Source organism: Emergencia timonensis, assembly GCF_900086585.1.
Lineage (GTDB): Bacteria > Bacillota > Clostridia > Peptostreptococcales > Anaerovoracaceae > Senimuribacter > Senimuribacter timonensis.
Genome location: NZ_FLKM01000009.1, coordinates 1,193,322 through 1,218,749, shown reverse-complemented (window position 1 = coordinate 1,218,749; position 25,428 = coordinate 1,193,322). Strand labels below are relative to the sequence as shown.

The window sequence follows — 25,428 nt, the reverse complement described above, 5'->3', positions numbered from 1 at the left end:
CGAAAGCACATAGAATAAGGCTTTACGAGCATTTAAGAAAATATAAAAAGATAATTAGAAATTTATACTTTGTTTATATTAAAAATCTTCTGTCTTATCCGTTGCCAGCTTCAGCGCATAGCGGTGAGGTTTCATCCCCTCTGGGACAATTTCCTCGTTTACCTTCGCCTTTTCTTTTCCCTTTGCATACACATTCGGCATCGTTCTGAGAGGCCAGATGCGCGGCGTAATCATTGCCAAGATAATGCCGGCAATGCAGATGGTTGCATATCCTTGCACGAAATAGGATGCTGCATCTACTGTTTCGAAAATGACAAGACAAAACGGTATATTGACTGCAGAGAATGCGGTAATAATCACCGCAGTCTCTCTTTTGGTGTAATAACCTTTTTCATATTGCAGGTTTGTGATAATCACAGCGGCATTTGACGCCCCAAACCATGAAGTGATCAGGTTAATTGCCGATCTGCCCGGCAGTGTGAACAGCGGTCTGATGATTTTTCTTAAAAACACCCCGATATACTCCATCAGTCCATAATCTGTAAGGAACGGCACAAAAAATATAATTGAAAGCAAAACCGCAACCAAAGGCTTTGCAATTCCTAAAATGGTCTGCCCGGTCGCCTCTCCGATGATGAATTCCGGCCCTGCATTGTATGCGCACATGACGGCAAAGACACCGCCTGCCGCCCTGCTGATGTAGTACAAAGGCGATGTGTAAAACCAGCTTTTCAGCAATTCATGCTTCATGATGCATTTCGGCTTAAATATGCTTGTCCACAGCGACATCACTCCGCATAGGGCTGTAATCCAAACAGCAAACCACATCAGGTAGTCGCCTGCAAATGAGATAATACTGTCTGAAATAAACGCTGATAACACTGTAATGTTTCCATCTTTAGAAACCGGAATCAGGAACATCGCAATGCCGATTGCAGAGAACAGAAGAAATTTGACATATTTCGATCTTTCAATTTTCTCATTCGTCATGACAGGGTTTTTGTTGTTGTCCATAAAACGCCTCCTCGTATAATATTGCTTAAATTTCATTTACACTAGTGCTTTATATGTATTCTAACATGATGCATTGTCTTAAAATTGTTCCATCTTTACCTCTTTATCCTAAATTTTTACTTCAGTCTATGAGCACATTAAAAGAGGCTGTCGCATTAACAGTCATTCCTTGTTAATGCGACAGCCTAAAGATGGATGCCCTAAGTATACACGGATAATTTTTTTCTAAAGGGTTCCGGGTTCAACCTCAAACCTTTCGTTCCATAATAAATTAACAGTTTCTCAAAAGTGAGATTTAGATAAAGCCTGCCTCTAACGGCGCTTTATTTTTCTATTTGTCCATTTTTGTTCAGGAAGAGTTCGATTGGCTTTTCCTGGGAAGAAAACTGCATCGGTGACAAAACCGCTCCATAACTTCCGGCGTTGGTGATGATCACGGAATCTCCGCATACAAGGTGCGGCATCTGGAGATCTTCTGCTACAACGTCAGAAGCAGTACAGAGATTGCCGGTCAAAGTGACAGTTTCTAACCGAGCGTCCTCCTTCAATGTCAGAAATTCAAATGCATCTGTCGATGTAAACAGTGGCTCTGATCCATCCGGAGACGCTTCGCCAGAATAATGTGCTACTAGTTTTGCAAGCGATGGCCGCAGAAATCCATTCAATGTATTTTTTAAAATGAGATAAGTTCTTCCGTAAGAGGTCTTTCGATCTGCTACTTTTGTCACATAAAAACCGCTCTTGCCTACTACATATCGGCCAGTCTCAATGATGATCTTCGTATTCGGATAGCGGGTGCGGAAGGTGTTCAGCCGGCTTTCGACAGCCTCGGCAAGCCTCATCACGTCCAGTGGCGTATCTTGCGGGGAATAGGAAATCCCCATTCCCGATCCCATATTCACGTATTTCAACCCGCCGCACAGGTTCTCAAACTTCTCCGCCAGGCGGAGCACTTTACTGTAATAAGAGGCAAGCACATCCGCCCCCAGCTCCTGGCTTTTGAGATGGACATGGATGCACGTGATTTTGATGCGGCGCAAGTCACTGCTCTTTAGAAATGCAATCGCCTGCTCTTCGTCGATCCCGAATTTTGACGGCCGGCCCGCGTTGCCGTCAAAAGAAAAATCAGGATTCAAGCGTATTCCGATTTCCACATTCTCTCCAAGCCGCTCCGCTGCCGCCTCTATCCGCTTTATTTCGTCGATGCTGTCGGCAATCAAAACGGCCCTGGAAACTGCCGTTTCGATATCCTCCCTGCTCTTTCCGGGGGCAGAATAAAAGATATCCTCCTTCGTCAAGCCTGCTTTCTCTGCCAGCATCACTTCGCCCATGCTCGCCGCATCAGCCCCAAAGCCTGCGGCAAAGATGCTGCGCAAAACATGGGGGTTGGAATTGCACTTGATGGAGTAGAGAAAATCGACATTGGGGAAATTTGATTTCAGGCGCTCCATGTGTGCATGGATACCGCTCTCGTCATAGAGATAAAAGCTGTCGAAATCCTCTGTACATTTTGCGATCGCGTCTTTCAGGCGTCTCGGGAGGCTGCTTTTTTCTCCAATCATCATCAGCCAGCGCTGATTAAAATAGATTTCTCCGTCTTTCTCATAGGGCTGAAACCCGGTCAAAGATCCCCCTGCCATCTCGTCTCGAAGGCGCTGTGTTATTTTTGCAGCCACCCCCTCAGACGTTTGTGTAAGGGCCAGCCAGGCGGTTAAGGATACCGGAATTTCAGTGCAGTCTGCAGCCGTGATGGTCAGATGATAATTCTCAAATAGTCCTGCAAAATCATTTCTGCTGAGATTGCGCATATGGGATGGATCGCGCAGGGTTTCAATTTCGTCTTCAACAGCGCGCAGAGTTTCTTCTGCCGCCTCCATGTCGATCACCACGAGCTTGCCGCCTGGCTTCAAAACCCTTGCCATTTCTGAAAAACAGCGCTTTGGGTTAGCAAAATGATGGAATGCAAGACGAGAGATGACAATGTCAAAGCCGTCATCTAAAAAGGGCAGCCTCTCGGCGTCACCCTGGACAAAGTTCATATTGCAGAGTCCCTCTTTCTCCGCCATATCTTTTCCAACTGCCAGCATAGCCGCCGTCATATCGAGGCAAGTCACCTTTTGCACCAAAGGAGCAAGGCTGCGTCCACAAACGCAGGTGCCTGCCGCTACTTCCAGCACAGTTTCCGTCTTTTTCGGATTGGCACAAGAAACGGTATGCTCCAGATATTCCTGTTTTGAAAAGCTCATTGCTTTGGTTTCAAAATTCTCTGCCTGCCGGGTAAAAGATGCTTGTATTGCCTTCGCATTTGTTGAAATCATAGGGCAGTTCCTTTCTTCGGTACAAAAAAAGAGGACATATCTGCTTTTTCCAACGTGAGGAGCTGTACCTTCTTGTCAATACTGCCCGCATAACCTGTCAGACTGCCCTTTGTGCCGACAACGCGGTGGCAAGGGATGATCAGCGAAATCGGATTGTGCCCTACTGCACCGCCCACAGCCTGTGCAGACATTTTAGACAGTCCCTTTTGTTTCGCAATTCTATCTGCAATCTCGCCATAAGTCATAGTCTTGCCATAGGGAATCGTCAGCAGTATTTCCCACACTGCTTGGCGAAACGGCGTCGCCTTTGTCAATAGCGGTGGTGTGAAGTCGGGTGCTTTGCCGCTGAAATAAATGTCAAGCCAGCAGGCAGCCTCTTCAAAGACCGGTAAAGATTTTTCCTCATATTCCACTGGGAGTGTAGCGCCAAAATATTTCTGTCCGTCAAACCAAAGCCCTGTAAGCTCTGTCCCATTGCTTGCAAGGGTGATACCGCCTAGCAGTGAATTGTAATGATATGTATAGTCCATAAAGTTTACACCTCCAAAAATCAGTTGATGTGTGCACGAAAAACCTTACGAGAATGATTACCGGTTCTGTTCAAACCAAAAGAAAACCGTTTACTTGTGATCGTAAACAGCTTAAAGATACACTCCCAATAGAGCGTCTTGTTCTTACTTGACAAAACAGAAAAAAGTTCCCTGGCAAAACGTTAAACAGCATGATTCTTCTCCTGTATAAATTGCTAGGAAAAGTATAACACAGATGCTCATACTTTGTCCAGATTGCTCTGCCATTGCACTTCCGATGCCTTCCACTTCTTTGTAAACTCGTTTTCAGCAACGATTGCTTCCCACACTGGTCCCAAGTATACATCTATTCCCTCTATGATCTCCGAAAAGGGCACAGGTGCATCGCCCAAAGTCTTGAGGAAATACCTCCATTTAGTCTGCATATCAGCATCATCAGCCAGAGCCAGCACAAGGTCAAAGCTGCCTTTCTCATAGGCTGTGCCTCGGTTCTGCAGGGTCTCCTGAATCGCCGTCTCCAGCTTCAGCCCGTCAAAATCAAAAGTCTTAGACAGATAGTAAATATCGTAAAAGTCCTTCATACGGCCCGTCAGCTCAAAGCGCTGCAGAATGGCGTCGAGCTTCTCCGCTATGGTGCTTTCCAGCGAATAGGTAAGGATCTCCGGTTTCTCATAACCATCAAGCTGCGTCTGGATATTGCGCCGTTCTGCTTTAGGGATAATAACATCTCCCACGCCGATATCTACATTGAAAGGTACACGGACATTCTTTATATAGCCTGTAATCTGAGTGCTGACTCCATCATACTTCTGTTTCAACGCAATGGGCTTCGCCTGGGATGCCTGGAAGGTCACGAAGTCATTGCCAGTATCCACTGAAAGAATGTCAGCAATGATTTCATCCATTCGGTTCAGATCATTGTTCAAACCCCGCATAAGAAAATCCACATCCACGGTGGCACGGCTCTCAAAGTTGGTCAGCGTATAGATAAACAGACCGCCCTTGAGGATGAAGTTTTCCACGTATTTGCAACCCGCCAGTTTACGCAGGAATTCTTCTTGAAAAAATAGCTGCAGGCATTGCTGATAGCTGGTGCCGGAAGCCTTTGCTTTGTTTCTCAGTTTTGCAAGTACAGAAGCTGCAAGATCTGCCATTATAGCCACACTCCTATCAAATCTTTTGCGGTCTTTTTGACCCGCAGTGCCTCAGCATACTCCAATAGTTTGGGAATACGCTTACTTGGATCTGCAATGTAGTTCTGTATCGCTTTATTGAAAATTTCTTTGTCCATCTTGTTGCGATATCGCAAACAATCGCAGATCAGACGGTCTTTATCGTAGATGCGAACTTCATGTCCGTCAATCTCGCCGGTAGTCAGTCCAAGTTGCAAAAGCGCGGGCTCCACATAATACGGCTTCACAAATGGGTAGTCGATTTTGAACCGCGATTTACCAGAATCTTTGCTGACGGCCAGGTGCCAATCGGCGGGAGTACGGTCACTATATCCGTAATACCGCAGTGCAGTATCAAAACATAGGATCGCATCCGGGAATAGGCGGATCACGATGTCGACTTCACTAAAGTCCTCGTAATCGACCCATTGATAATAACCGTAGCGGATTTTTTCTACATGGCCTTGTTCAATCAGTTTTTGCAGTGGCCGGTACAGGATATTCTCTGCCTGAAGCTCTTTCGTCCGCATCATGCCACCGTATTGATCAAATATTTTTTTGTATTCGGTAGTATCTTTCATTCCTAAACACCTACATCATTCTTTCCTCTAATAGATCAAACAGCGGATAAAGTAATGTAATATCATTATACGTAGAAAGAGAAGGTTTGTCAACATTACTTCTCGTTCTTATTTTCAAAAGAGCGGATAAAGTTGTGCTACTGATAAATATAAGATAAGCTAAAGATAGCAGGCAATCTCATAGATTACCTGCCATCTAAAACGATTTCAACTTTCTATCTTTCATACAATAGCACCCCTGTATTCTTTATCTCATAATCAATTTAGGAATGCGGCTCAATATGGGTAATATCAAATATATCTATTTCTTTGTCTAATACTTCTCTCACCTTTTCAGACAGGCCGATAAATTTAAGCCCCCTAAGGCCACCGTCCACTAGCAAATCTACATCACTACTCGCTGTAGCTAAAGACTTCCTTTAAGCACCAAAAAGAACAGCACGCTTGACATCATACTCTAGAAAGATTGAAAGCAGGAGTTTCTGAATTTCCGAAACCGTATAGATTTTTGTTGTCACAGCGCCTCCCCCTCTCTGTTCAAACGCAAATGCAAAAAGTTACTTTTAACATGAAATTAGCCCTTAAGCACTTTACCAATAAACAGAAATTTGTAGTACTAACTTATCTTAAGAGCAATAAAATACACCGGAAAGTCAAATCCATCCCTTGTAAGAATTAGAGTTGCTATACGAGTCGCTGCATTTGGATGAGCTAATATACTGAACGATTTCTTTATTTGAAGTGGAAATTCGTAAAATTTAATGTAATTAGAATATCTATCCCAAAACGATTTAAAATTTTTCGAGTTAACATAAGCGACAATAAATGTCGCTGTACCTAACGCATTATAATTGATAATAGCTTTAATTATATGTTTATCAATATATGATTTATCCACACTGTCTAACTTCAATCCTTCAAATATTGCAATTTCTCTTCCATCTTTGGTTAATAATATATCAACCTCTCCAGCATCTTTTTGATTTATTGACGTGCCGTGACGAGTTTGATCTTTTACTTCATTGTATTCCTTAATAGTAAGCATATCTCTAAAATAGTCATTAATACTATTTTCAGTACTTGAGGCGTTGAATAAATTGTTTAAACATATACGCTCACCTATTTGTATCAAATCACCAAGCACATTATTAGAAGTCTCTATATCATCATTTAGTCTTTTCTCATTTGACAGAGATACTCTTGTTCCTCCAAAAGAAATATCTCCATCAAAATAAAAGACTTTTCGGACAAGATAACCCGACTCATTCGGCTTAAGTGCTTTTTCTATTGCTTCTTTTAGCTTGCTATCTTCAGATTGTAATATTGATATATCGTCTTTTAATCCCTCAAGAGTAAAATCAACCGCCTTTTTATTCCAATTGTCACCTTTTAGCCCAGCATAATAGGCAAAATCAATGACCTCGTACTCAACGTTACATCGTTGAAATGCTTCTGCACAATCAATACTACTAATCTGTTGCAGTAATTGAACCACACGCTTATGAAAATTATCAGGCAATTCATAAGTAAAATCAAATGTTTCCATAATACGCTCCTCAAATTTAAGTTTTTATACTCAGGTATTTCATCTTCATTATACATGGAATTATGAGTTTTTACAATTTCTATGGCTGCTTTTGTTGAGATTAGATTACATAAGTTCGGTAAAATTTTCAAAATATAACGATTCACAGCTTCATCGTATAGATAGTACGCCCTTCAAACAATGTTCCTTATGTTGCAAAAAAGCAGGCAGCCACGATTACTGTTTTTCAGTAATTCATGGCTGCCCATTTTTCATATTCTACGCTATAAACGTTAAAATTTCAATATTTATCATTCCCACTCAATGGTCCCGCACGGTTTTGGCGTCATATCGTAACAAACTCTATTGACCCCTTCGACCTCTGCCAGGATGCGGTCTGTAATCTTATGTAAGATCGGCCAGTCGATATCCTCGATGGTCGCAGTCATGGCGTCTATGGTATTGACGGCACGGATGATGACCGGATATTCGAAACTTCTGGCATTGTTCTTCACCCCTACAGACTTGAAATCCGGAACGATGGTGAAATACTGCCATACCTTCTTGTCCAGTCCGGCCTTTGCAAACTCTTCGCGGAGGATCGCATCGGATTCGCGCACAGCCTCAAGCCTGTCCCTTGTGATCGCGCCCAGGCAGCGAACGCCCAGTCCAGGTCCCGGGAACGGCTGACGATAAACCATGTCATACGGCAGTCCCAATTCCACGCCGCAGGCTCTCACTTCGTCCTTGAACAGTTGGCGAAGCGGCTCAACCAGCTCAAACGCCAGGTCTTCCGGAAGTCCGCCAACGTTGTGGTGGGATTTTACCACCTTTGCTGTCTTAGTTCCACTCTCTACGATGTCAGGATAGATGGTTCCCTGTGCCAGGAAATCGATACCGGAAAGCTTTCGGGCTTCCTCTTCAAATACGCGGATAAACTCCGCTCCGATAATCTTGCGCTTCTGCTCCGGATCCTCGACGCCCGCCAGTTTTCCGAGAAACCTTTCGCTGGCGTCAACATAGACCAGGTTGGCGTCCATCTGGTTCTTGAACACCTCGATCACGCTCTCTGACTCCCCTTTTCGCATAAGGCCGTGGTTGACGTGAACGCAGACGAGCTGCTTGCCGATGGCTTTAATCAAAAGCGCCGCTACCACAGAACTGTCCACGCCGCCGGACAGCGCCAGCAAGACCTTGCGGTCGCCTACCTGCTCTTTAATCAACTCAATCTGATCAGCGACGAAATTCTTCATATTCCAGTTGGTGTCCGCTTTGCAGATGTCAAAGACGAATCCGCGAAGCTGCTCCTCTGTCGGCATCGCCGCCAGCTTGGTCTCACAGAGGGCTGGTGCATGGTCGATGGCCATGACAGGATATCCGGCATCATAAATTTCCGGCAGAACATCGATGTCTTTGCCGTCTACATTGCGATGTTCACCGCCGAACAAAATCACGCCCTTTACGTTAGGCAGCTTCTGCAGCTCCTCCTTTGTAATATCGTGAGGGTAAATCTCACTGTATACGCCGAGAGCACGGATTTCTCTTGCCAGTGCTGTATTCTCACTACTTCCTAAATCTAATATTACAATCATATCTTGTTTCATAAGCATTTCTCCTCTTGTTTAATCTGTTTCTAGTTTAGCACAAATTGGCTGCCAGCGGAACAAAAATTTGACCGCCCTATATTACGGACATCTTCAAGGTGCCGATGCCTTCTACTTCCATATCGATTTTGTCACCTGCATGGACAAAAGGCTGCTTGCCCATATATTCCAACATAGCGCCGCCGCCAATGGTTCCGGAGCCCAGCACATCGCCCGGGTAGATCTTCGTTTCGCGCGAGGAATAGGCGATCAAGTCACAGTAAGTGTGGTAGATAGACTTCGTGTTGTTCTCTCTGATCAGCTCCCCGTTGCGGTACAGCTTTGTCGCCATATCGTATTTTGATGGATCGTCGGGCAGTGCGTACTTTTGCAGCTCGTCCATGGTGACGATGACTGGCCCCATGGAATTGGCATAATCCTTGCCCTTTGCCGGTCCCAGCTGCATCTGCATCTCTTCCATCTGAATGTCCCTGGCACTCCAGTCGTTCAGAATCGTCATGCCAAAGATGTAATCCGAGGCCTCATCCTTGGAGATGTTGATGCCCTCTTTTCCGATGACGACTGCAATCTCGAACTCCATATCAAAGCGCTGCGAATGCGGATGCATTTTGATCGGCTCATCGGGGCCAAAGAAAACGTTGGTGTTAGAAAAGTAGAAAGCAGGCAGTCTGCGCCAGACTGCGAGCATGTTTTTCATGGTGACATCGTCAAAACCGGCAGCCTCACCGCTGTTGATGACGTGCTCTTCGAAGCTCATAAAGTCTCTGAACGTCCTCGGTCTTGGAAGCGGCGACAGAAACTTTGCCTCATTGACGCTGCATGTCGGCGTGGTCTGCTCCAGCTTTTCCTCAATAAGGGGTCTGCAATCCTCATATTTCTCGATAAATTCTATCATGTCGTTAGGCAATCTCTCGTCAATTCCCTGAAAACTGTAGAAATTCCCGTCTTTGACCAGCCCTGCATGGACATTGTCCTGATAACGAATCGTTGCTAATTTCATTGGTATCTCCTCCTTCGCTTCACTAATCTTTTGCTGTTTACAGTTTAGCACAGATCCTATAAAAGGGATATAAGAATACACAAATGGTTTATCTTTTTAATTGATAGTATCCATGCTGACAGTCGTTTCCGGCTGTCTCCTTTAGGCACCTGAGAAATGTACTGATCAGCCATTCATCCCTTTTTTCCTCTTTCAGTGAAATGCAAAGTTTGCAATAAGGTTACTTTTCCTGCAAGCAGGATTACGAAAAATAAATCTTCCGTCAAGATATCCACTCATTGATTTCAAAGGAACCCCCTACCTGTGTGTAACCCAGCTTCTCTGCCGTTTTCCTGAGACTGTCTGAATCCATCGCGGTCAGCAGGAAAGCAATTTTTTTATATCCATAGGCATCCCCATCACTGATAGAAGATTTACTGCTTTATGAGAAAGCGCTATAAACAATTTCATGGTGTTAAAACGTTCCACATTTTGTTATAATTAAAGAGAGCACGGAGAACCAAATGAAGGAAATGTCATATGTACGATAATAATATTTGACGCATTAAATGTGGCGTAAATAGCAACAAGGTTATTGTAACATTTAGGTATAAAAATAGGAGGATATATGATGACAAAATTGCAAGAAATCAGCGATTACAGAAGATTTACTGGACCTGCGGAACTACACAAGGCGGTTAATACGCTAAGTGGGATTGTGGCAGGTATCACGACGGATGCTAAGATTAGTGAAGACGAGATACAAGAACTATCAAATTGGTGCTTGCTTCATGAACACTTAATTAACAAGCATCCATTCAATGAACTCATTCCAATGATACGATCTGCTTATGCAGATGGCGTGATAAGCTTGGAAGAATCAAGCGATATTATCTGGCTCTGCAACAACTTTGTTTCTGATGCATCGTACTATGATTTAACAACCTCTTCAATACAATTTTTATTCGGCCTTTTACATGGTATTATGGCCGATGGAGAATTGACAAATGAGGAGATAAAACATCTGCAAACATGGTTGACTGCCAACTCTTTTCTTTCCGGATGCTATCCATTTGACGAAATCGAAAGTCTTGTATCTGCAATTCTTCTGGACGGTGTTATAACCACCGAAGAACGTGAAATGCTTATGGCCTTCATTGGCGAATTTATCGATACGTCTATGTCCTATAATATCAATCAACCTCAACTTGATCAACTCAAGGAGAAATATACCATTTCAGGTGTGTGCATGATATGCCAAGAAATTGATTTCGCTGACAGGGTCTTCTGCTTTACCGGCAAGTCTCTCAATGCTACCAGACAAAAAATTTCCGAAATCGTAACAAATAACGGTGGTACATATAATGACCGAGTTACAAAAAACACTGATTACCTCATTGTTGGAAATGCCGGAAACCCATGTTGGGCTTACTCCTGTTACGGGCGTAAAATTGAGCAGGCTGTAGATTTGCGTAAAGCTGGAGGTAAAATCAAAATTGTAAATGAGATTGATTTTTGGGATGTTCTTGAGGATTTATAAACATAGGTGAATCTATAGAGGGAATTATCCCCTATAAAACATGTACAACAATGTTTATTAGTTAGGGAAGCAGAAGAAGTAATGAAATGGGAAACTTTTTTGATGATGAAAAGAGTGGCATCGAAACTGATAACAGAGAAAAATTATTCGAAGATGTCAAACACACAGATGAAGATGGTGAAGAATACTGGCTTGCAAGAGAACTGCAGGAAGTGCTTCAGTATAAAGAGTGGAGAAATTTTGTAAAAGTAATTGATAAAGCAAAAGCTGCTTGTAGAAATACCGGAAACGTTGAAAATGACTATTTTGTTGGCATCAACAAAATAGTAACTACCGGTATAGCCACGTGAGATAGATGACATTATTGCCCAAAATGGCGATTCCCGAAAAAAGGTTATCGCTCTTGCGCAAACATACTTTGCCGTGCAGACTAGAAAGTAGGAACTCCATGATATGAAGAGCTTTCTGATAATCAGAAGCAGCTTGCTATACGTAGCGAAATGGTCGAACATAATAAAGCACTTGCTGATGCCGCAAAGAAAACGCAAATCAGACGCAATATGATGTAGGTAAGAAAGTCAGACAGACTATAAAAGAACTCGGTGGTACGATGCCGGAGGATCTTCCTACTCCTGAGAAAAGCATTAAGCAAATTCAGCGCGAGGAAGAAAAGAAAAAGCTGAAATAAAAAATGAAAAAGCTTGTTATGACGCTGACAAAGTTTGTTGCCGTTTACTTTCTCTTAACTTGACTATCACCTAAAAAAATTGCGAGACGCAAAATGCATCTCGCAATTTTATGGAGGCGACACCCAGATTTGAACTGGGGAATAAAGGTTTTGCAGACCTCTGCCTTACCACTTGGCTATGTCGCCATATGTATAGGACGCTGAATCAGCATCCTAATTGTTGGCTAGGGTAGCAGGATTCGAACCTGCGCATGATGGAATCAGAATCCATTGCCTTACCGCTTGGCGATACCCCAACGTTTATGGGGTGGATAGTGGGATTCGAACCCACGTATACAGGAGCCACAACCCTGTGTCTTAACCACTTGACGATACCCACCATATTGTATGCGTAATCTACGCTTTTGTTGCTAAAATTTTGCAATTCATTGTCACATACATATTGTGCTCAACATTTGCAATAAATATTTTAGCACACTTCTTTACAGAATGCAAAACATTCATGTAAATTTTTTAAAAATTGGCGACCTGGAACGGGCTCGAACCGTCGACCTCCAGCGTGACAGGCTGGCATTCTAACCAACTGAACTACCAGGCCGCATCCATGCTTGTTAATTTGCTGAACTGCCGTATTACTGCTCGCAATTCAAACAAATTCCCTGCACGTTTTGTTTGCTTCGATTTGAAACAATGGTGGGCGTTATAGGGCTCGAACCTATGACCCTCTGCTTGTAAGGCAGATGCTCTCCCAGCTGAGCTAAACGCCCATAAAAAAATGGTAGCGGCGAGTGGAGTCGAACCACCGACCTTCCGGGTATGAACCGGACGCTCTAGCCAACTAAGCTACACCGCCACGCGAGTTTGTTTCAAATCGCTGCAAGAAATATATTACCAAATCATCCAACGATTGTCAACAACTTTTTTCCAACTTTATTGGATTTTTTTAGAGCGTATTTTCGGAATCCTATATATACAGCAATTGCAGTCTATATTTTATATAATTCCCATCGGTACTGCTCGATTACATATTTTAACTGATAAAGCCTGCTTTCGTCAAGTACTTTTGACTCACAAGTATAAATTAATGTGTCGATTCCTGCAAGCTTGCTTTCTTCAACGGTTACTATTTTGTCCACATACACCTCTATTTTATCCCCCGAATCTCGAAAAAATTTAAATTTATATGGTATTGGTTTTTTATTATCGCTAAATGTAGCAATTACATCTATCGGTTTTGCCACAATCTTCACTGCTTATATCCTCCCATCATAAGATAATTTCCATCATTAATCCCGCCTTCCAAAGGCTTCATATCGGTATTGGCAAAAGTCCCCCGGTAAATAGCAGTCTGTCCAAATCGATCTCTGATTTCATCCACCACCTTGTTCAAAGCCTCATCCTCTTCTATTTGTCGAATATCAAACACCGATAATTGATATTCATCCTTTCTAGTAAATTCAGACAGTCTGATGCCCAGCTGCCGCACCGGTTCCCCTTTCCAGCACTCTTCAAATAAACTGCACACATATCTGTATATTTTAGTCGTATCGTCTGTGAAAAACGGCAGTTGTATTTGGTGAGTATATCGGACAAAGCCGTTGGTTTTCACACCGATTCCAATCAAAGAGGCTTTACATTGATGGCGTCTGAGCCGTCCCGCGACTCTGTCAGTCAGTGACAAAAGATAATTTTCTGCTTCCCGTTTGTCGGTCACATCGTATTTGATCGTCATGCTGTTGCTGAGACCTTTTTGCAGAACCTCATCATTGGGCGTAACCCGGTCGTGGTCAATGCCATTGGCGTATTCCCAGATTAGTTGTCCGTGGCTTTTAAGGAGGCTGCGCAGCAAAACCAGTTCACTGCACGCTAGATCGCCGATGGTATTAATATTGATTTTGTTCAATTTTTTGGCAGAAGCTCTTCCTACCATAAACAGTTCTCTCACATCCAAAGGCCATAACTTTTCTTCCAACTCTTTTTGGCTGAGAATCGTGTGAACCAGGTCCGGCTTTTTTAGCTCCCCTGCCATCTTTGCCAGAAGTTTATTGTTGCCCACACCCACGTTTACGGTAAAACCCAATTCCCTTTTGATTCGTTCTTTGATTTCAAAGGCCGCCTCCTCTGGTCTGCCAAATCGCTTTTCACAGTGGTCAAAATCCACAAAACATTCGTCTACGCTGTATCTCTGAATCACTGGCGAATATTCCTGCAGAATGCTATACATTGCGTTGCTGCAGGACAGATACAGATCGTAATTGGGCGGAAACAACAAAAGTTCCGGGCAGCGTTGTTTTGATTCGTATAAACTTTCTCCCGTGCCTATTTTGTACTTCTTTGCAGGAATGGACTTTGCCAAAATAATGCCGTGCCGGTCTTCTGGATTCCCTGCAATAGCTGCAGGCACTGTTCTGATATCCAATGGATATCCCTTTTCTAAAAGGTCTACTGCCGTCCAGCTGAGATAGGCCGAATTAGCGTCTACATGCATGACAGTCACACTGCTCACCTCTTCCCTTCGCTTAAAAGAACATATGTTCTTTATGATGTTAGTATAGCACCCGCCCTCCTCATTTTCAACTGGAAAAATTTACATCACCTTTGGGGTTAAACAAGAAAAAGACAGCCAGTCTAAAGACTGCTCTGCCTAATCCAACATTACTGGAATTTGATTTTTTAGCTCTAAAGTGTCTTCCGTTACATTACAGTCATAGGCCAAAACCGCTACACCTTCTTTCACTGCCTGACGCAATGCATCTCCAAACGCTCTGTGAGTTCTGTCATTAGGCTCAAATTGCTGAATTCCCGTCATTTGAATGACAAAGAGTACAAAACCCCTATAACCTTCTTTCACTGCCTGACAAAGCTCATAAACGTGTTTAACGCCTCTTTCCGTCGGCGCATCGGGGAACCTGGCTATATGACCCTCTGCAAGAGTCACTCCTTTGACCTCCAGCCAGCCTTTTACACCATTCTCGTCTTCCACGTAAAAATCAAAGCGAGAGTCGCCAAAGGTTTTTTCTCTTTTAACAAAGGTGAGTTTTCCCATACCCGGCAGCTGCAGACTGTCATCCAGGAGCGCCTCTTCACAGACTTTGTTCGGCGCCTGCGAATCCATGTTAACCAAAAGTTCCCCTTTCTTCACTCCAATCAGAGAATAGCGCATCTTACGAGTTCCCATTCGCCCATAAAAATCTTCCAAATATACTTCCGCGCCGGGAATTAAAAGTTCTCTGCACCTGCCCGTATTTTTAACGTGGGCCTTTTCTTTTTTTCCATCAGTCAAAACCTCCGCAATAAAACGGTTTGGCCTTGCGATAAAATTTCCTTTACATATGTTTTCGTATTTCATGCATTGTATTTTATCAAAAATTCAATTATAATAAAAGCTACATTTGAAAATTAAGTAGATGCTTTTATTGCATCGTGACTTCCGATTCTAATTTCAATCGATGTGTCACGATATAATGGAAGCGGTCATTTGAAAATAAGACGTGGCTTCCATTGCATCATGTGCTACGACTGCTTTTTTTAATGGATTGCACATGATATAATAAAAGCTACATTTGAAAATTAAGTGGATGCTTTTATTGCATCGTGACTTCCGATTCTAATTTCAATCGATGTGTCACGATATAATGGAAGCGGTCATTTGAAAATAAGATGTGGCTTCCATTGCATCATGTGCTGCGATTGCTTTTTTTAACGGATTGCACATGATATAATAAAAGCTGCATTTGAAACTAAAAGTTAACCTTTATAGCCGATTTTACTGGATTTAAGGATAACCGTTATAAGCAGATTCACATATTTTCAATAAAAAAGTGAAACCAGGCGATAAAAAAACAAAAAACACATATAATAATTAGCAATTTTGTTAATTTAATCCATTATCGGCACCATAAGTTATACCAATCTTCAAAAAATAAAAAAAGAGTTAACTTTGAGCATCTAAGCGGATTAGCGGCCCAGCAGTCCGTAAGAAGTCTCAAGGGAAAGGGGAGATTTTATGAGAGCACCAGATCCGGTAGCTTTTACTTTATTTGGGATGGACATCATGTGGTACGGGGTTCTGATTGGGACAGGATTCGTACTGGCAATTATACTTTGTTACAAGCGGGCGCCGAAACACGGCATTCAGAGCGACCATATTCTCGATTTTGCCATCTTTTTAATCCCGGCGTCAATCATCGGGGCGCGGGCCTATTACGTCCTATTCAGCTGGGAGAATTACGCTGGCGATCTTTGGAAAATACTCAATATCAGAAACGGCGGACTGGCAATTCACGGCGGCATCATCGCCGGATTTATCGTCGGACTTTTGGTCTGTAAATATCACAAGATCGACATTCTCGAGTTAGCCGACCTGGTATTTCCCACAGTTGCTCTGGCACAGGCCATCGGAAGATGGGGCAATTTTTTCAACTCAGAAGCCCACGGCGGACCGACTGACCTGCCTTGGGCGGTTTGGGCTGATGGACAGTACGTCCATCCTACCTTTTTATATGAATCACTTTGGTGCTTTGCACTGTTCTGGTTCCTATTGTGGCTGGATAAACGCAGAGCTTTCCCAGGGCAGATCGCCTGTCTTTACGGCATGCTTTACTCGCTGGAGAGAGGCCTGGTAGAACAGCTTCGCACAGACAGCCTGATGATCGGATCATTCAAGCAGGCACAGGTACTGAGCTTCTTCGTCTTCGTACTCTGCCTTGCACTATATATCATTTTAAGAAACAAAAGAAAGAGGAGTTAACAAAATATGAAATTAGGTATTGTGGGCCTTCCTAATGTGGGCAAAAGTACACTATTCAATGCAATTACAAAAGCCGGTGCAGAAGCCGCTAACTATCCATTCTGCACAATCGAACCAAATGTAGGAGTGGTCACCGTTCCGGATGAACGCATCAAAACCCTCCACGAGATATATAACTCAAAGAAAACCATCTACACCACCATCGAATTCTGCGATATCGCCGGCCTGGTAAAGGGCGCTTCCCAAGGTGAAGGACTGGGAAACAAATTCCTCGGCCACATCAGAGAGGTTGCCGCCATCGTCCACGTAGTCCGGTGTTTCGAAAATGATAACATCGTTCACGTAGACGGCAAAATCGACCCGCTGTCCGATATCGAAACCATCAATACCGAGTTGATTCTCTCCGACATGGAAGTTTTGGAACGACGCATCGCCAAAACCACAAAGAACCTCAAAGGCGACAAATCCCTCCAAAAGGAACTGGATCTTCTGACCAAGATCAGCGATTTCCTGGCCGCAGGTAAATCCGCCAGAGCCATGGATTTGACTGAAGAAGACGACGAATTTGTAAAGAGCCTGGATCTGCTGTCTTACAAGCCGATCATCTATGTAGCCAACGTTTCCGAAGAGGATGCCGCTGACAGTGCAGATAACCAATACGTCAAAGCTGTCCGCGAATTTGCCGCTACAGAAGATGCCGAGGTGGTGGTCATCTGTGCGGAAATCGAGCAGGAAATCTCTGAACTGGAGGACGAAGAAAAAGCTATGTTCCTGGAAGAGCTGGGCATCAGCGAATCGGGCCTCGACAAGCTGATCAAAGCTTCTTACCACCTGCTGAATCTGATCTCCTTCCTCACAGCCGGTGAAGACGAATGCCGCGCCTGGACCATCAAAAGAGGAACAAAGGCGCCTCAGGCAGCAGGCCGCATCCACACCGATTTTGAGAGAGGCTTTATCAGGGCAGAGACCATCGCCTATGACAAGCTGATCGAATGCGGCGGCAGTCTCAGCGCCGCCAAAGAAAAAGGCCTGCTCCGCTCCGAGGGCAAGGAGTATGTCGTCAAAGACGGAGACGTGCTGAACTTCCTGTTCAACGTGTAAAAAGCAAAAGAGCCGGTGATTCCAATGGTTCCATTGATATCACCGGCTTTGATTGTTTTTGCCATTACGGAGCACTCCCTGTATCTGCTCTCTATACCAATTATACCACAATTTACGATAGCTTTACGCTTTTTGGACATATTTGCGTATCCTCGCATAACCAAAACACTGTCAGAAGGCTTCAACAGGGGAGTATATTCGATTTCAGTTACTTTTCCTCTCAATTTCTCTATCAAAAAGGCTGTTTGCAGTCCCCTAAAAGTAACCAGGCGCGACATATACATGGATTTTGTAAGGAGTCAAGTCTTATCCCAAGGGAAATAGCAGGATCTAGCGTCTGATGATGCCGCAGCGTTACGCGAAACTTCTAAAAAAGCATCAAAAAACCTAATTTTATTGTAAAGAACGCCTGACTTATACCCCCCTCCCGTATATGCTAAGGCAAACAAGTAATCGTATGATAAGAAACGATAGACAATTTCAAAAGTGCATCACACAAAGCGATTTTATGTTATACTTTGATTAGAAATATATAGCCCAAAGGAGTATCTTCCCATGAAAAACCAAAATAAAAAAGGGGAACCAGGCCTTTTTACCATCGGCGAAATGGTCGCCCTCTGCCGGACGACAAAGGATGCCCTGTATTTTTACGAACGCAAAGGGCTGGTGAAACCGTATTTTATCGACGATAACGGCTATCGCTATTACGATCTCAACAATTTCTACGACTTGGATATGATCCTTTCCCTGCGAGAAGCAGACGGCTCCATCAAAGAAATCTGCGAGTTCATGGATCAGCCGTCGCCAGAAAAGTATGTGCAATATCTTACTCAAAAGCGAGATGATCTGGCCGAAAAACGGACAAAGCTGAAGATAATTGAAGATCGAATCAGCCAGACCATTGCGCTTACAGAGCAGGGCATGAAGCAGGATTCCCTGCAGCCGCAGATTTGCTTTGAAGAGCAGCAATACCTGATCGTCATGTCAGTGGAAGATCACAATAATCCGGCATCCTTCCTTCCAGTCTTTTCAGAGCTGCTGAAAACGTGTCACAAATACGACGTTCCCTATGATTTTCATCTCAGCGCTTTGATTTCCAAAGATCGGCTGAAGCAATATGATTATAATCCCGACTATTTCTATGCAGTCAGCCCCTTCCAGACAGACAGCCGCGACAGCCAGCACAAACCTGCCGGCAAATATCTGACTTATCTCCATCGGGGTGATTACCACAACATGAGCGAATCATACGAAATCATGATGAAGTATATACAGGAAAACCACCTGTCCATAGCAGGAAACTCTTACGAAGAGACTCTGATCGGCTGGCTCAACTGTTCCGACCGAAAAGATTACAAGACCCGCATTTCAATTCAGATAGAATAGTAATAGAAAAACACCGGTTCATCCAAGAAGGACAAACCGGTGCTCTTTCATGAAATTTTTATTCAGCTCTCCTGCAAACAGCATTCAATGATGTTTGTGCACATTTCGACAGCTGCACAGTCAATCCAATCACCGCTGTGAAAAAAGTAATCGTGCAGATTCCATAGACGATTGGAAACCCCAAGGTGTGGCAAGGCATCAACGGACTCATGCAGCCTCCAATCCATTTGAGCGGGATCAAAATACCTGCAACAGAAACAGCTATCGCTGCCAGATTCGCGCCCGCCCCTGCTTTTTCTGACTTAAGAAAGACCAGGACTATGCCGGTTAGCAGAAAACCCAAAGCAACCAACCCTTCAGCCGCTGCCGACTGCCAGCAGCGCATAATGTCCACCCCGTTTCCTTTGGGGCAAACGAATACCTTTGGTAAAATTCCCATCAGAATAGCTGCAGCTCCATAAACTGCCATTTGTATTTTTCTCATTTTTTTCACTCCTTACCCTAAGATAAATCCACATACTACGAAGAAAACCATCGAAAGCACAATGGAGATGGCGCAAATGGGGATCGCACATTTCGAATAGTCCACCGTGTTGACCTTTGTCGTAGAGCAGGCCAGAATCACCGTATCTCCATAGAAGCAGGTGTGCGCACCGACCGTAACCCCGGAGATGATAGCCCCTGCTACGAGGAACACATCTGCTCCAATAGACTGTGCCATAGGAATCATGACAGGGAAAGCAACGATGGCCACACCCCAGAAGGTGCCTGTCCCAAAAGCCAACAGCGTGACGATGATAAATGTAAATAAGGCGAACATGGACGGAGAGATATAAGGGGCAAGACTGTTGATCACATATTCTGTTACACCCAGCCTAGCGTTAACCTCATTCAAACCATAGGATATTACCAGGAGCAAAATCATGCTGAACATTTCTGTCATGCCGTCAACAATCAGATTAAATGACTGCAACAGTGATTTAATTTTTTGTGCTGCCAGCATAATGACCGCGATGATATTGGCAACAATAATGCCGACAGTCATATCCCCCGTACCGATGACTATGGCAGCTAAAATCACGATCGGTACGGCAAAGTTTATAGCGCGTCGTTTTTCTTGTGGAACATCAATTTCCTCCTCAGCAATTTCCTGTCCGCCTGCGAGAACCGGCCGCTCCGAATTGGCAGCCAATCTCTCCGCCTTCTTCATGGGACCAAAGAGCGGTACGACCTTAAAGATGATCAGAGGCACCATGATGACAGACAGCCAGCAGTATATAATAAAAGGCATGGTCTTTACGAACATTTCCATAGGACTGAGACCTTCTGCCATTCCTGTGCTGTCCATCTGTCCCATCATAAAAGCACCCCAAGAAGACATTGGCATCAGAGCGCACACAGTTGCTCCCGTTGATGTTACCAAAAAAGTCAACATTTCTCGCGATACCTTGTATTTATCTGTAAGATTAGCCATCACCGTACCCACTGCCAGATTATTAAGATAATCGTCGATGAAGATGATAATCCCAAGAATCCATGTTGCCAGCATCGACTTCTTACGCGTATTGACCACTCTTTCTGCAAACCCGGAAAAGCCCATGACGGCACCACTTTTTCTCATCAGCAAAATAAGTCCGCCAAACAGTGCAATCAACACTGTCACCCATACCGTATCAGCATTCATCAGCACTTGATATAGGATATCGATAAATGTATTATAACTGCCGCTAATGCTTCCACCTGCCAAAATAACACAGCCTGTCACAGCACCGATCAAAAGCGAAAAAATCGCATTTTTAGTAATTGCGGCTAAAATCAGTCCTACCAGAATAGGAACTAAACAAATCAAACTACCTTCCATATTTATTCCTTCTTTCCAATTTTATCTTCTGCATTAACGAACTTTGTCATAGTCAAAATCATAATAATCTTCCCAATTATGTTCCAATATTTTCTTCCAGCCCACGTGAACTCTTGCCACGGTCAGAAAATCGCCGTGAAGTTTCTGCTCATTTCCCAGGGCGTCAAAGAAAATCTTCCCCTCTCTCTGATCCGGCTCAGCGACAGTCAGAATGTGACGCTGCAGTTTCTCAAAATAGTCTCTGTCACCCATCTCCTTTGCCGCAAGCAGACTGCCGTAAAGACCCTGGGCAATGGGCGTGAGCTGTGAAACATAAGAGGATGTCTCTGCATCCTGCAATTCTTCTGCCGTCACATGAAGCTGCTGATCTGTAAACTTCTCTTTGAAGGCTTTCCATGCCCTCTCACTTGCCGCTTCATCAAAATAATTCATGAAAGCGATGGCCAGAGCGTTACACGCCGCCGTCTGCTCTCTTCCGCTCCAGGATGCCGATCTGCTCAAGTGTTCTCCCTTGATGCCTAAGGAACCGGTTTTATAGAATTCTAGGAACAAGCCGGTCTCCTCATCCAGCAGCTTTTCTCTGATAAAGGTCAGCAAGGTGTCCTCAATGCACCCACAGTAATCGGTGCCAAAACAGCGGTCGTGAATCCGAAATGCCAGCAGCGCCGCCAAATTGGGGTAGGCCTCATAGGTGCCCTCGATGGTATCATAGGCAAAGACATTTTGAGCAGACCGTCCGTTTTCCACGATGCGTCCATATACTTCCTCTGCATAAGCGTGAAACCGTTCGTCATTGATCGTTTTCTCACTGACCAATTTGTACAGGGCAAGAATCACAAAGACCTCCAGCCTGCGGATAGACGGCGCGTCATACACCGCTAACTGCTTTGATAAGTTGTCGCTTTCAATCACCAGGCTTGCGACATGAAGATTGTACTTCATCTCCCTGGTTCTGCAGGGGTCGATGATGGCGAAGGACGGCATGGCAAGCGCCAGAAAGTAAGCCGCATGTCTCGTTTTGATTTCCGGATAAAAAGAATTGCCGTTCCTGTAGTAAAGAACGTCCATCATGTTCAAAAGTCCCTTATAGTGGCTCTCAATATCTATAGGAAATTCTCGGGTTTCTTCCATCTGCCAGATTTCTTCCGCCGTTACAGATAATGGATGATCAAAATTCGGTTTTTCCATCAGTCTCGTCCCCCTTCCCGAAAGGCCTGCCAGTCGTATGAAAAGATTTTTTCCCACGGCTGATGCACCTGGCCGAAGAGAATATAATTGTGAACAAAGGTCTCGTCTACCGGTTCCGCCTTCTTGAATCGGGCGATTCCTTCTTCGATTTCAATGCCGTATACGCCGATAAAATATCTGGCGAACTTCTCCCAGCTTTCCACATCCTGATACTCTTTTGCCAGAGCCATGGAGTAAAAAACACCCATGCTCTCTTCTCTGCCCGTGGAAGCCTCATCAAAGTTTGCATATTCTTTGATGTAAAGAGCCTGACCATCCATCAGCTCTTTGCCAAAGTACCGGATAAAAGTCCTATAGGCTCCCTCCAACAGCTGCGGGTAGTACGGATGCAGCAGGTTCAGTCCCCAGGCGTTGCAGAATCCCGTGATGTACGGTTCTCCCTGGTCGTGGCTGGGATGATACTTGGCAAAGAGAAGTCCCGTCTCCTTGTCGCTGACCCGGTCATAGATGAACTCATAAATCTTCTTGCTGTACCTTTCGTTGAGATCCGTCCCGTGGATCAGATCGTAAACCTTCATTCCCAGCATGCCTACGGAATTGCACTGCGGAAAATATTGATCCAGTTCACATTGAATCCCCCAGTAAGGCGTCTCGCAGATGCTGTTGGCTTCGTATTCCCGCACCATGATGTCGGTAAGGAACTGATACTCCTCCTCAAACTCCCTGCTCCCTGACAAAAGTTCGTAAACACCATAGGTAAAGTGGAGATGTCCCTTGTACATGATGTTGTCCTTCGTAATGGGATTGTCATTAAATCCAAACCGCACCCATTCATCCCAGATTGGCGTGTCTTTCATCAGAAGAACGGTCTTTCGAGCGTACTCACAGATTTCGTCCTTCATAGAAGGATCAATCATAGCCATAGAAAGCATGCCGTAGTCGCAGAACGCCAGGCCGTATCGCCAAAAGTCCTGCATCTCTCTGCACCAGGGATGTCTCTGGTTGTCCCATCCCCCGTCCAGGGTCGCATCGATGACCTCCTTATGGAGATTCCACATGGCCAACGCGGACTCCGTCAGCTTATGGTTCTCGTACATGGCAAAAGTTTCTTTTCCCGTGGACAGTAATTCTGCTATCTGGTCGAACTGGATATCGGCTCTGGCCGTCTTCCCCAGAACTTCGATTTCCTGTCCGGCACAATTACAGTCCTGTGTTTTTTCTTTACAGCAGCAACTCATCAAATCACCTCATTTCAATCTTTCTATTGTCAATATAAGATATTGTCTAAGACCATAGTCAAGCTGTATTTTCACCAAATTCAAAAAATTTTGTTGTCCTTACAAAGATTTTGCATCTCAACTATGGTAAACTGTAAAAAAGATAAATGAAAGGATGAGATTGATGATTACTTTTAGAGATGTGGATAAAGATAACTTTCAAGCTGCCATCAGCCTGGAGGTTCATGAGAATCAGAAATGCTTTATGGAAGACAACCTTTTCTCTATTGCTGAATGTGCCTTTGAGAAGGATTTCAGGACAAAGGTCGTCTACAGCGACGGCGAGCCCGTCGGCTTCCTGCTGTATTATTTCGTCAAAGACGATCCCGACTACGTATTCCTGCACAGATATATGATCGACAAAGACCAGCAGGGCAAGGGCCTGGGGCGCGCAGCCCTGGAGGCCTCCATGGACCTGTTCAAAGAAGAATACCCTTCCATCGGCTGCGTAGAACTGATGCACTATCCCGACAACAAAATTGGCGCCGCCATGTACGAATCCCTGGGCTTTGTCCCTACCGGTGAAAACAGAGAGAGCGAACCGTGCCGCTGCGAACTCGGAACCAAAAATCCGGACCGCTATGTAGAAATCGTCAGACGCAGGTACTATGCAGCACCTTAAGTCTAATAAACCGAAGAACTGTAAAAGTTAAGAGGCACCATAAGTATTGAATTTCACAATACCTATGGTGCCTTAACGCATTCTTATTTTAAGAAAGGTTCAAATTTATATCTTACGCCTTTCCCCTCTGGAATATATGGCAACTGCGCAAATTGATAGTTAGATTCAGAGTTCCCTTCAATTAGGGAAGCTCCATTTTCGGTCACTGCGATATCCCAACCAACCATATGGACGCCTGTCAACCTTCTGGCGGCTGTTTCTGCCAGTTTAAGGACCTTGTCCCAGTTGGGAATCTGGAAACCCTTAATCGGCTTTTGCGATACAGGATGAACTTGATAGAATTCGCTGTCCAAATTCATACCGTCTCTGCAGACGGTTCCAGTTGTAACGTCAACAGGTGCAAAAATTCCTCCCCCTTCGTAGCCGTCAATCAGCCCGCCAGTACCCATTCGCAGGACAGAATACATGTAGTGGATTTCGTCGTTATCTAAGATGGTTACCAGTCTGACTGTATTTACTGAAGTCTCGCACATTTCGGCAAGTTCATGGTGCTGTACGATCAGTTCCTCACACACACTCTTTGGCTTCGACATGATTAAATCATAAAGCTGACGTTTTCCTTCCATATCTTCTGGGACAGCAAGCTTTTCAACACCTTCCCCATGGGTGCCAAATATCGGTTTGCAAATCAAACTGGATAAACCCTCTGTCCTCTCCAGAAATTCCTCAAACGTAAGCTTTCTGTTAGAAAACCAGACCCGATGAAACAAATCTCCGAATACTTTAGCAAACTTCTCCTTATTTCGAATCATCGCTATTTCTTCAGAATTGGTGTTATACTTCATAATCATCCGCTCTACCGTACCTTTTGTATAGTATTGCTTTTGTTCCTCGATGGATTTTTCCCAAAACCGAAACTGATAGTAATCCCTCGGAGAGCACTCCGTATATAAATTTGATTCCAATATTTTTTCTACGGCCTTTTTCTGAGACCAGCCACTTTCCTCTGCAACCAGGCGAGCGTGTTTATTCGTACTGGTTTTGTCGTAGCGGCTGTCTTTACGAATATTTGCCAAACTCGCTTCCAGTTTTTTGCCAGTTCTGCACCAAAGTCTCTTTTTAACGTAAAATCGATAATTTACGCCTTGTTCAAGATACAGGTCCATTTCGGCCTTTGCTTTTGCTCGATCCCAGCCAGTCTGCCTGCAAACGTAATCGAGATAAAATTCCTTTCGATTAGATAGAATTTTTCGTCTTTCTGCTGCCTTCATATAATATTTTATACTTTTCAT

At 44.1% G+C, this 25,428-nt stretch carries 22 protein-coding genes and 6 tRNA genes; 6 read left to right on the top strand and 22 right to left on the bottom strand.

Annotated elements, in window-relative coordinates; all coding sequences use genetic code 11:
- Positions 1–78: 78 nt before the first annotated feature.
- The 8 genes from BN6539_RS16680 to BN6539_RS16645 all read right to left on the bottom strand — a co-directional run bounded on the left by BN6539_RS16680 (position 79) and on the right by BN6539_RS16645 (position 9,744).
- The gene (locus BN6539_RS16680) at positions 79–1,014 is read right to left on the bottom strand and encodes a YjiH family protein (RefSeq protein WP_067541091.1); all 936 of its coding nucleotides are present in this window, start codon (positions 1,012–1,014) and stop codon (positions 79–81) included.
- 323 nt (positions 1,015–1,337) lie between these two features.
- A complete protein-coding gene (locus BN6539_RS22155) occupies positions 1,338–3,332 on the bottom strand; it encodes a methyltransferase domain-containing protein (RefSeq protein ID WP_082907573.1) in 1,995 nt (664 codons plus the stop codon).
- The gene (locus BN6539_RS16670) at positions 3,329–3,862 is read right to left on the bottom strand and encodes a methylated-DNA--[protein]-cysteine S-methyltransferase (RefSeq protein ID WP_067541090.1); all 534 of its coding nucleotides are present in this window, start codon (positions 3,860–3,862) and stop codon (positions 3,329–3,331) included. Before BN6539_RS16670 ends, BN6539_RS22155 begins: the two co-directional genes overlap by 4 nt.
- Positions 3,863–4,101: 239 nt before the next feature.
- Positions 4,102–5,016 carry a nucleotidyl transferase AbiEii/AbiGii toxin family protein gene (locus tag BN6539_RS16665; RefSeq protein ID WP_067541088.1) on the bottom strand — a complete coding sequence of 305 codons (915 nt, stop codon included), beginning with the start codon at positions 5,014–5,016 and terminating at the stop codon, positions 4,102–4,104.
- Positions 5,016–5,615: a type IV toxin-antitoxin system AbiEi family antitoxin domain-containing protein gene (locus BN6539_RS16660; RefSeq protein WP_067541087.1), complete on the bottom strand. Its 600-nt coding sequence runs from the start codon at positions 5,613–5,615 to the stop codon at positions 5,016–5,018. The genes BN6539_RS16665 and BN6539_RS16660 overlap by 1 nt, the downstream gene beginning before the upstream one ends.
- 616 nt (positions 5,616–6,231) lie before the next feature.
- Positions 6,232–7,161 carry a hypothetical protein gene (locus BN6539_RS16655; protein WP_067541085.1) on the bottom strand — a complete coding sequence of 310 codons (930 nt, stop codon included), beginning with the start codon at positions 7,159–7,161 and terminating at the stop codon, positions 6,232–6,234.
- 290 nt (positions 7,162–7,451) lie between these two features.
- Positions 7,452–8,744, bottom strand: coding sequence for a glutamine-hydrolyzing GMP synthase (guaA, locus tag BN6539_RS16650; protein ID WP_067541083.1), 1,293 nt, complete (start codon positions 8,742–8,744; stop codon positions 7,452–7,454).
- Positions 8,745–8,820: 76 nt separating this feature from the next.
- Positions 8,821–9,744 (bottom strand): fumarylacetoacetate hydrolase family protein, encoded by a 924-nt coding sequence (locus BN6539_RS16645; RefSeq protein WP_067541081.1) that lies wholly within the window; start codon positions 9,742–9,744, stop codon positions 8,821–8,823.
- A gap of 607 nt (positions 9,745–10,351) precedes the next feature.
- On the opposite strand from BN6539_RS16645, the gene BN6539_RS16640 reads away from it, so the two are divergent.
- Both BN6539_RS16640 and BN6539_RS23240 read left to right on the top strand, forming a co-directional pair.
- Positions 10,352–11,263 carry a BRCT domain-containing protein gene (locus tag BN6539_RS16640; RefSeq protein WP_227142646.1) on the top strand — a complete coding sequence of 304 codons (912 nt, stop codon included), beginning with the start codon at positions 10,352–10,354 and terminating at the stop codon, positions 11,261–11,263.
- A gap of 86 nt (positions 11,264–11,349) precedes the next feature.
- The gene (locus BN6539_RS23240; RefSeq protein ID WP_317869903.1) at positions 11,350–11,613 is read left to right on the top strand and encodes a BRO family protein; all 264 of its coding nucleotides are present in this window, start codon (positions 11,350–11,352) and stop codon (positions 11,611–11,613) included.
- 449 nt (positions 11,614–12,062) lie between these two features.
- Here BN6539_RS23240 and BN6539_RS16630 read toward each other — a convergent pair.
- The 9 genes from BN6539_RS16630 to sfsA form a co-directional block, all read right to left on the bottom strand.
- Positions 12,063–12,137, bottom strand: a tRNA-Cys gene (locus BN6539_RS16630).
- 35 nt (positions 12,138–12,172) lie between these two features.
- Positions 12,173–12,247 (bottom strand) — tRNA-Gln (locus BN6539_RS16625).
- 7 nt (positions 12,248–12,254) lie between these two features.
- Positions 12,255–12,330 (bottom strand) — tRNA-His (locus tag BN6539_RS16620).
- Between the two features lie 142 nt (positions 12,331–12,472).
- Positions 12,473–12,549, bottom strand: a tRNA-Asp gene (locus BN6539_RS16615).
- Between the two features lie 93 nt (positions 12,550–12,642).
- Positions 12,643–12,718 (bottom strand) — tRNA-Val (locus tag BN6539_RS16610).
- Between the two features lie 9 nt (positions 12,719–12,727).
- A tRNA-Met gene (locus BN6539_RS16605) sits at positions 12,728–12,804 on the bottom strand.
- A 133-nt stretch (positions 12,805–12,937) separates the two neighbouring features.
- On the bottom strand, positions 12,938–13,201 hold the full coding sequence (locus BN6539_RS16600; protein ID WP_067541077.1) for a hypothetical protein: 264 nt from the start codon (positions 13,199–13,201) through the stop codon (positions 12,938–12,940).
- Positions 13,198–14,439: a DNA polymerase Y family protein gene (locus tag BN6539_RS16595; RefSeq protein WP_242869453.1), complete on the bottom strand. Its 1,242-nt coding sequence runs from the start codon at positions 14,437–14,439 to the stop codon at positions 13,198–13,200. Before BN6539_RS16595 ends, BN6539_RS16600 begins: the two co-directional genes overlap by 4 nt.
- A gap of 156 nt (positions 14,440–14,595) precedes the next feature.
- Positions 14,596–15,300 carry a DNA/RNA nuclease SfsA gene (gene sfsA, locus BN6539_RS16590; protein WP_067541073.1) on the bottom strand — a complete coding sequence of 235 codons (705 nt, stop codon included), beginning with the start codon at positions 15,298–15,300 and terminating at the stop codon, positions 14,596–14,598.
- 657 nt (positions 15,301–15,957) lie between these two features.
- Here sfsA and lgt point away from each other — a divergent pair.
- The 3 genes from lgt (at position 15,958) to BN6539_RS16575 (ending at position 19,188) form a co-directional block, all read left to right on the top strand.
- Positions 15,958–16,701, top strand: coding sequence for a prolipoprotein diacylglyceryl transferase (lgt, locus tag BN6539_RS16585; RefSeq protein ID WP_067541071.1), 744 nt, complete (start codon positions 15,958–15,960; stop codon positions 16,699–16,701).
- Between the two features lie 6 nt (positions 16,702–16,707).
- Positions 16,708–17,802: a redox-regulated ATPase YchF gene (ychF, locus tag BN6539_RS16580; RefSeq protein ID WP_067541069.1), complete on the top strand. Its 1,095-nt coding sequence runs from the start codon at positions 16,708–16,710 to the stop codon at positions 17,800–17,802.
- Between the two features lie 555 nt (positions 17,803–18,357).
- Positions 18,358–19,188, top strand: a complete 831-nt coding sequence (locus BN6539_RS16575) for a MerR family transcriptional regulator (RefSeq protein ID WP_067541067.1) — start codon at positions 18,358–18,360, stop codon at positions 19,186–19,188.
- 58 nt (positions 19,189–19,246) lie between these two features.
- Here the strand turns inward: BN6539_RS16575 and BN6539_RS16570 are convergent, their stop codons facing one another.
- From BN6539_RS16570 to BN6539_RS16555, 4 genes are read right to left on the bottom strand one after another with little or no spacing between them, the layout of a single operon-like run.
- The gene (locus BN6539_RS16570) at positions 19,247–19,672 is read right to left on the bottom strand and encodes a DUF4418 family protein (protein WP_067541065.1); all 426 of its coding nucleotides are present in this window, start codon (positions 19,670–19,672) and stop codon (positions 19,247–19,249) included.
- Between the two features lie 12 nt (positions 19,673–19,684).
- Positions 19,685–21,049, bottom strand: a complete 1,365-nt coding sequence (locus tag BN6539_RS16565) for a Na+/H+ antiporter NhaC family protein (RefSeq protein WP_067541063.1) — start codon at positions 21,047–21,049, stop codon at positions 19,685–19,687.
- A gap of 33 nt (positions 21,050–21,082) precedes the next feature.
- Positions 21,083–22,237 carry a linalool dehydratase/isomerase domain-containing protein gene (locus BN6539_RS16560; RefSeq protein WP_067541061.1) on the bottom strand — a complete coding sequence of 385 codons (1,155 nt, stop codon included), beginning with the start codon at positions 22,235–22,237 and terminating at the stop codon, positions 21,083–21,085.
- A complete protein-coding gene (locus BN6539_RS16555; protein WP_067541060.1) occupies positions 22,237–23,475 on the bottom strand; it encodes a linalool dehydratase/isomerase domain-containing protein in 1,239 nt (412 codons plus the stop codon). The genes BN6539_RS16560 and BN6539_RS16555 overlap by 1 nt, the downstream gene beginning before the upstream one ends.
- Before the next feature lie 163 nt (positions 23,476–23,638).
- Between BN6539_RS16555 and BN6539_RS16550 the strand changes: the two genes are divergently transcribed.
- Positions 23,639–24,136, top strand: a complete 498-nt coding sequence (locus tag BN6539_RS16550) for a GNAT family N-acetyltransferase (RefSeq protein WP_067541058.1) — start codon at positions 23,639–23,641, stop codon at positions 24,134–24,136.
- Between the two features lie 83 nt (positions 24,137–24,219).
- Here BN6539_RS16550 and BN6539_RS16545 read toward each other — a convergent pair whose 3' ends face one another.
- Positions 24,220–25,428, bottom strand: a complete 1,209-nt coding sequence (locus tag BN6539_RS16545; protein WP_187375522.1) for a sugar-transfer associated ATP-grasp domain-containing protein — start codon at positions 25,426–25,428, stop codon at positions 24,220–24,222.

Excerpts from the sequence above, each read along its gene's own strand:
- BN6539_RS16680 (WP_067541091.1), bottom strand. The coding sequence starts at position 1,014 with ATGGACAACAACAAAAACCCTGTCATGACGAATGAGAAAATTGAAAGA.
- BN6539_RS22155 (WP_082907573.1), bottom strand. The coding sequence starts at position 3,332 with ATGATTTCAACAAATGCGAAGGCAATACAAGCATCTTTTACCCGGCAG.
- BN6539_RS16670 (WP_067541090.1), bottom strand. The coding sequence starts at position 3,862 with ATGGACTATACATATCATTACAATTCACTGCTAGGCGGTATCACCCTT.
- BN6539_RS16665 (WP_067541088.1), bottom strand. The coding sequence starts at position 5,016 with ATGGCAGATCTTGCAGCTTCTGTACTTGCAAAACTGAGAAACAAAGCA.
- BN6539_RS16660 (WP_067541087.1), bottom strand. The coding sequence starts at position 5,615 with ATGAAAGATACTACCGAATACAAAAAAATATTTGATCAATACGGTGGC.
- BN6539_RS16655 (WP_067541085.1), bottom strand. The coding sequence starts at position 7,161 with ATGGAAACATTTGATTTTACTTATGAATTGCCTGATAATTTTCATAAG.
- guaA (WP_067541083.1), bottom strand. The coding sequence starts at position 8,744 with ATGAAACAAGATATGATTGTAATATTAGATTTAGGAAGTAGTGAGAAT.
- BN6539_RS16645 (WP_067541081.1), bottom strand. The coding sequence starts at position 9,744 with ATGAAATTAGCAACGATTCGTTATCAGGACAATGTCCATGCAGGGCTG.
- BN6539_RS16640 (WP_227142646.1), top strand. The coding sequence starts at position 10,352 with ATGATGACAAAATTGCAAGAAATCAGCGATTACAGAAGATTTACTGGA.
- BN6539_RS23240 (WP_317869903.1), top strand. The coding sequence starts at position 11,350 with ATGGGAAACTTTTTTGATGATGAAAAGAGTGGCATCGAAACTGATAAC.
- BN6539_RS16595 (WP_242869453.1), bottom strand. The coding sequence starts at position 14,439 with ATGCATGTAGACGCTAATTCGGCCTATCTCAGCTGGACGGCAGTAGAC.
- sfsA (WP_067541073.1), bottom strand. The coding sequence starts at position 15,300 with ATGAAATACGAAAACATATGTAAAGGAAATTTTATCGCAAGGCCAAAC.
- lgt (WP_067541071.1), top strand. The coding sequence starts at position 15,958 with ATGAGAGCACCAGATCCGGTAGCTTTTACTTTATTTGGGATGGACATC.
- ychF (WP_067541069.1), top strand. The coding sequence starts at position 16,708 with ATGAAATTAGGTATTGTGGGCCTTCCTAATGTGGGCAAAAGTACACTA.
- BN6539_RS16575 (WP_067541067.1), top strand. The coding sequence starts at position 18,358 with ATGAAAAACCAAAATAAAAAAGGGGAACCAGGCCTTTTTACCATCGGC.
- BN6539_RS16570 (WP_067541065.1), bottom strand. The coding sequence starts at position 19,672 with ATGAGAAAAATACAAATGGCAGTTTATGGAGCTGCAGCTATTCTGATG.
- BN6539_RS16565 (WP_067541063.1), bottom strand. The coding sequence starts at position 21,049 with ATGGAAGGTAGTTTGATTTGTTTAGTTCCTATTCTGGTAGGACTGATT.
- BN6539_RS16560 (WP_067541061.1), bottom strand. The coding sequence starts at position 22,237 with ATGGAAAAACCGAATTTTGATCATCCATTATCTGTAACGGCGGAAGAA.
- BN6539_RS16555 (WP_067541060.1), bottom strand. The coding sequence starts at position 23,475 with ATGAGTTGCTGCTGTAAAGAAAAAACACAGGACTGTAATTGTGCCGGA.
- BN6539_RS16550 (WP_067541058.1), top strand. The coding sequence starts at position 23,639 with ATGATTACTTTTAGAGATGTGGATAAAGATAACTTTCAAGCTGCCATC.
- BN6539_RS16545 (WP_187375522.1), bottom strand. The coding sequence starts at position 25,428 with ATGAAAAGTATAAAATATTATATGAAGGCAGCAGAAAGACGAAAAATT.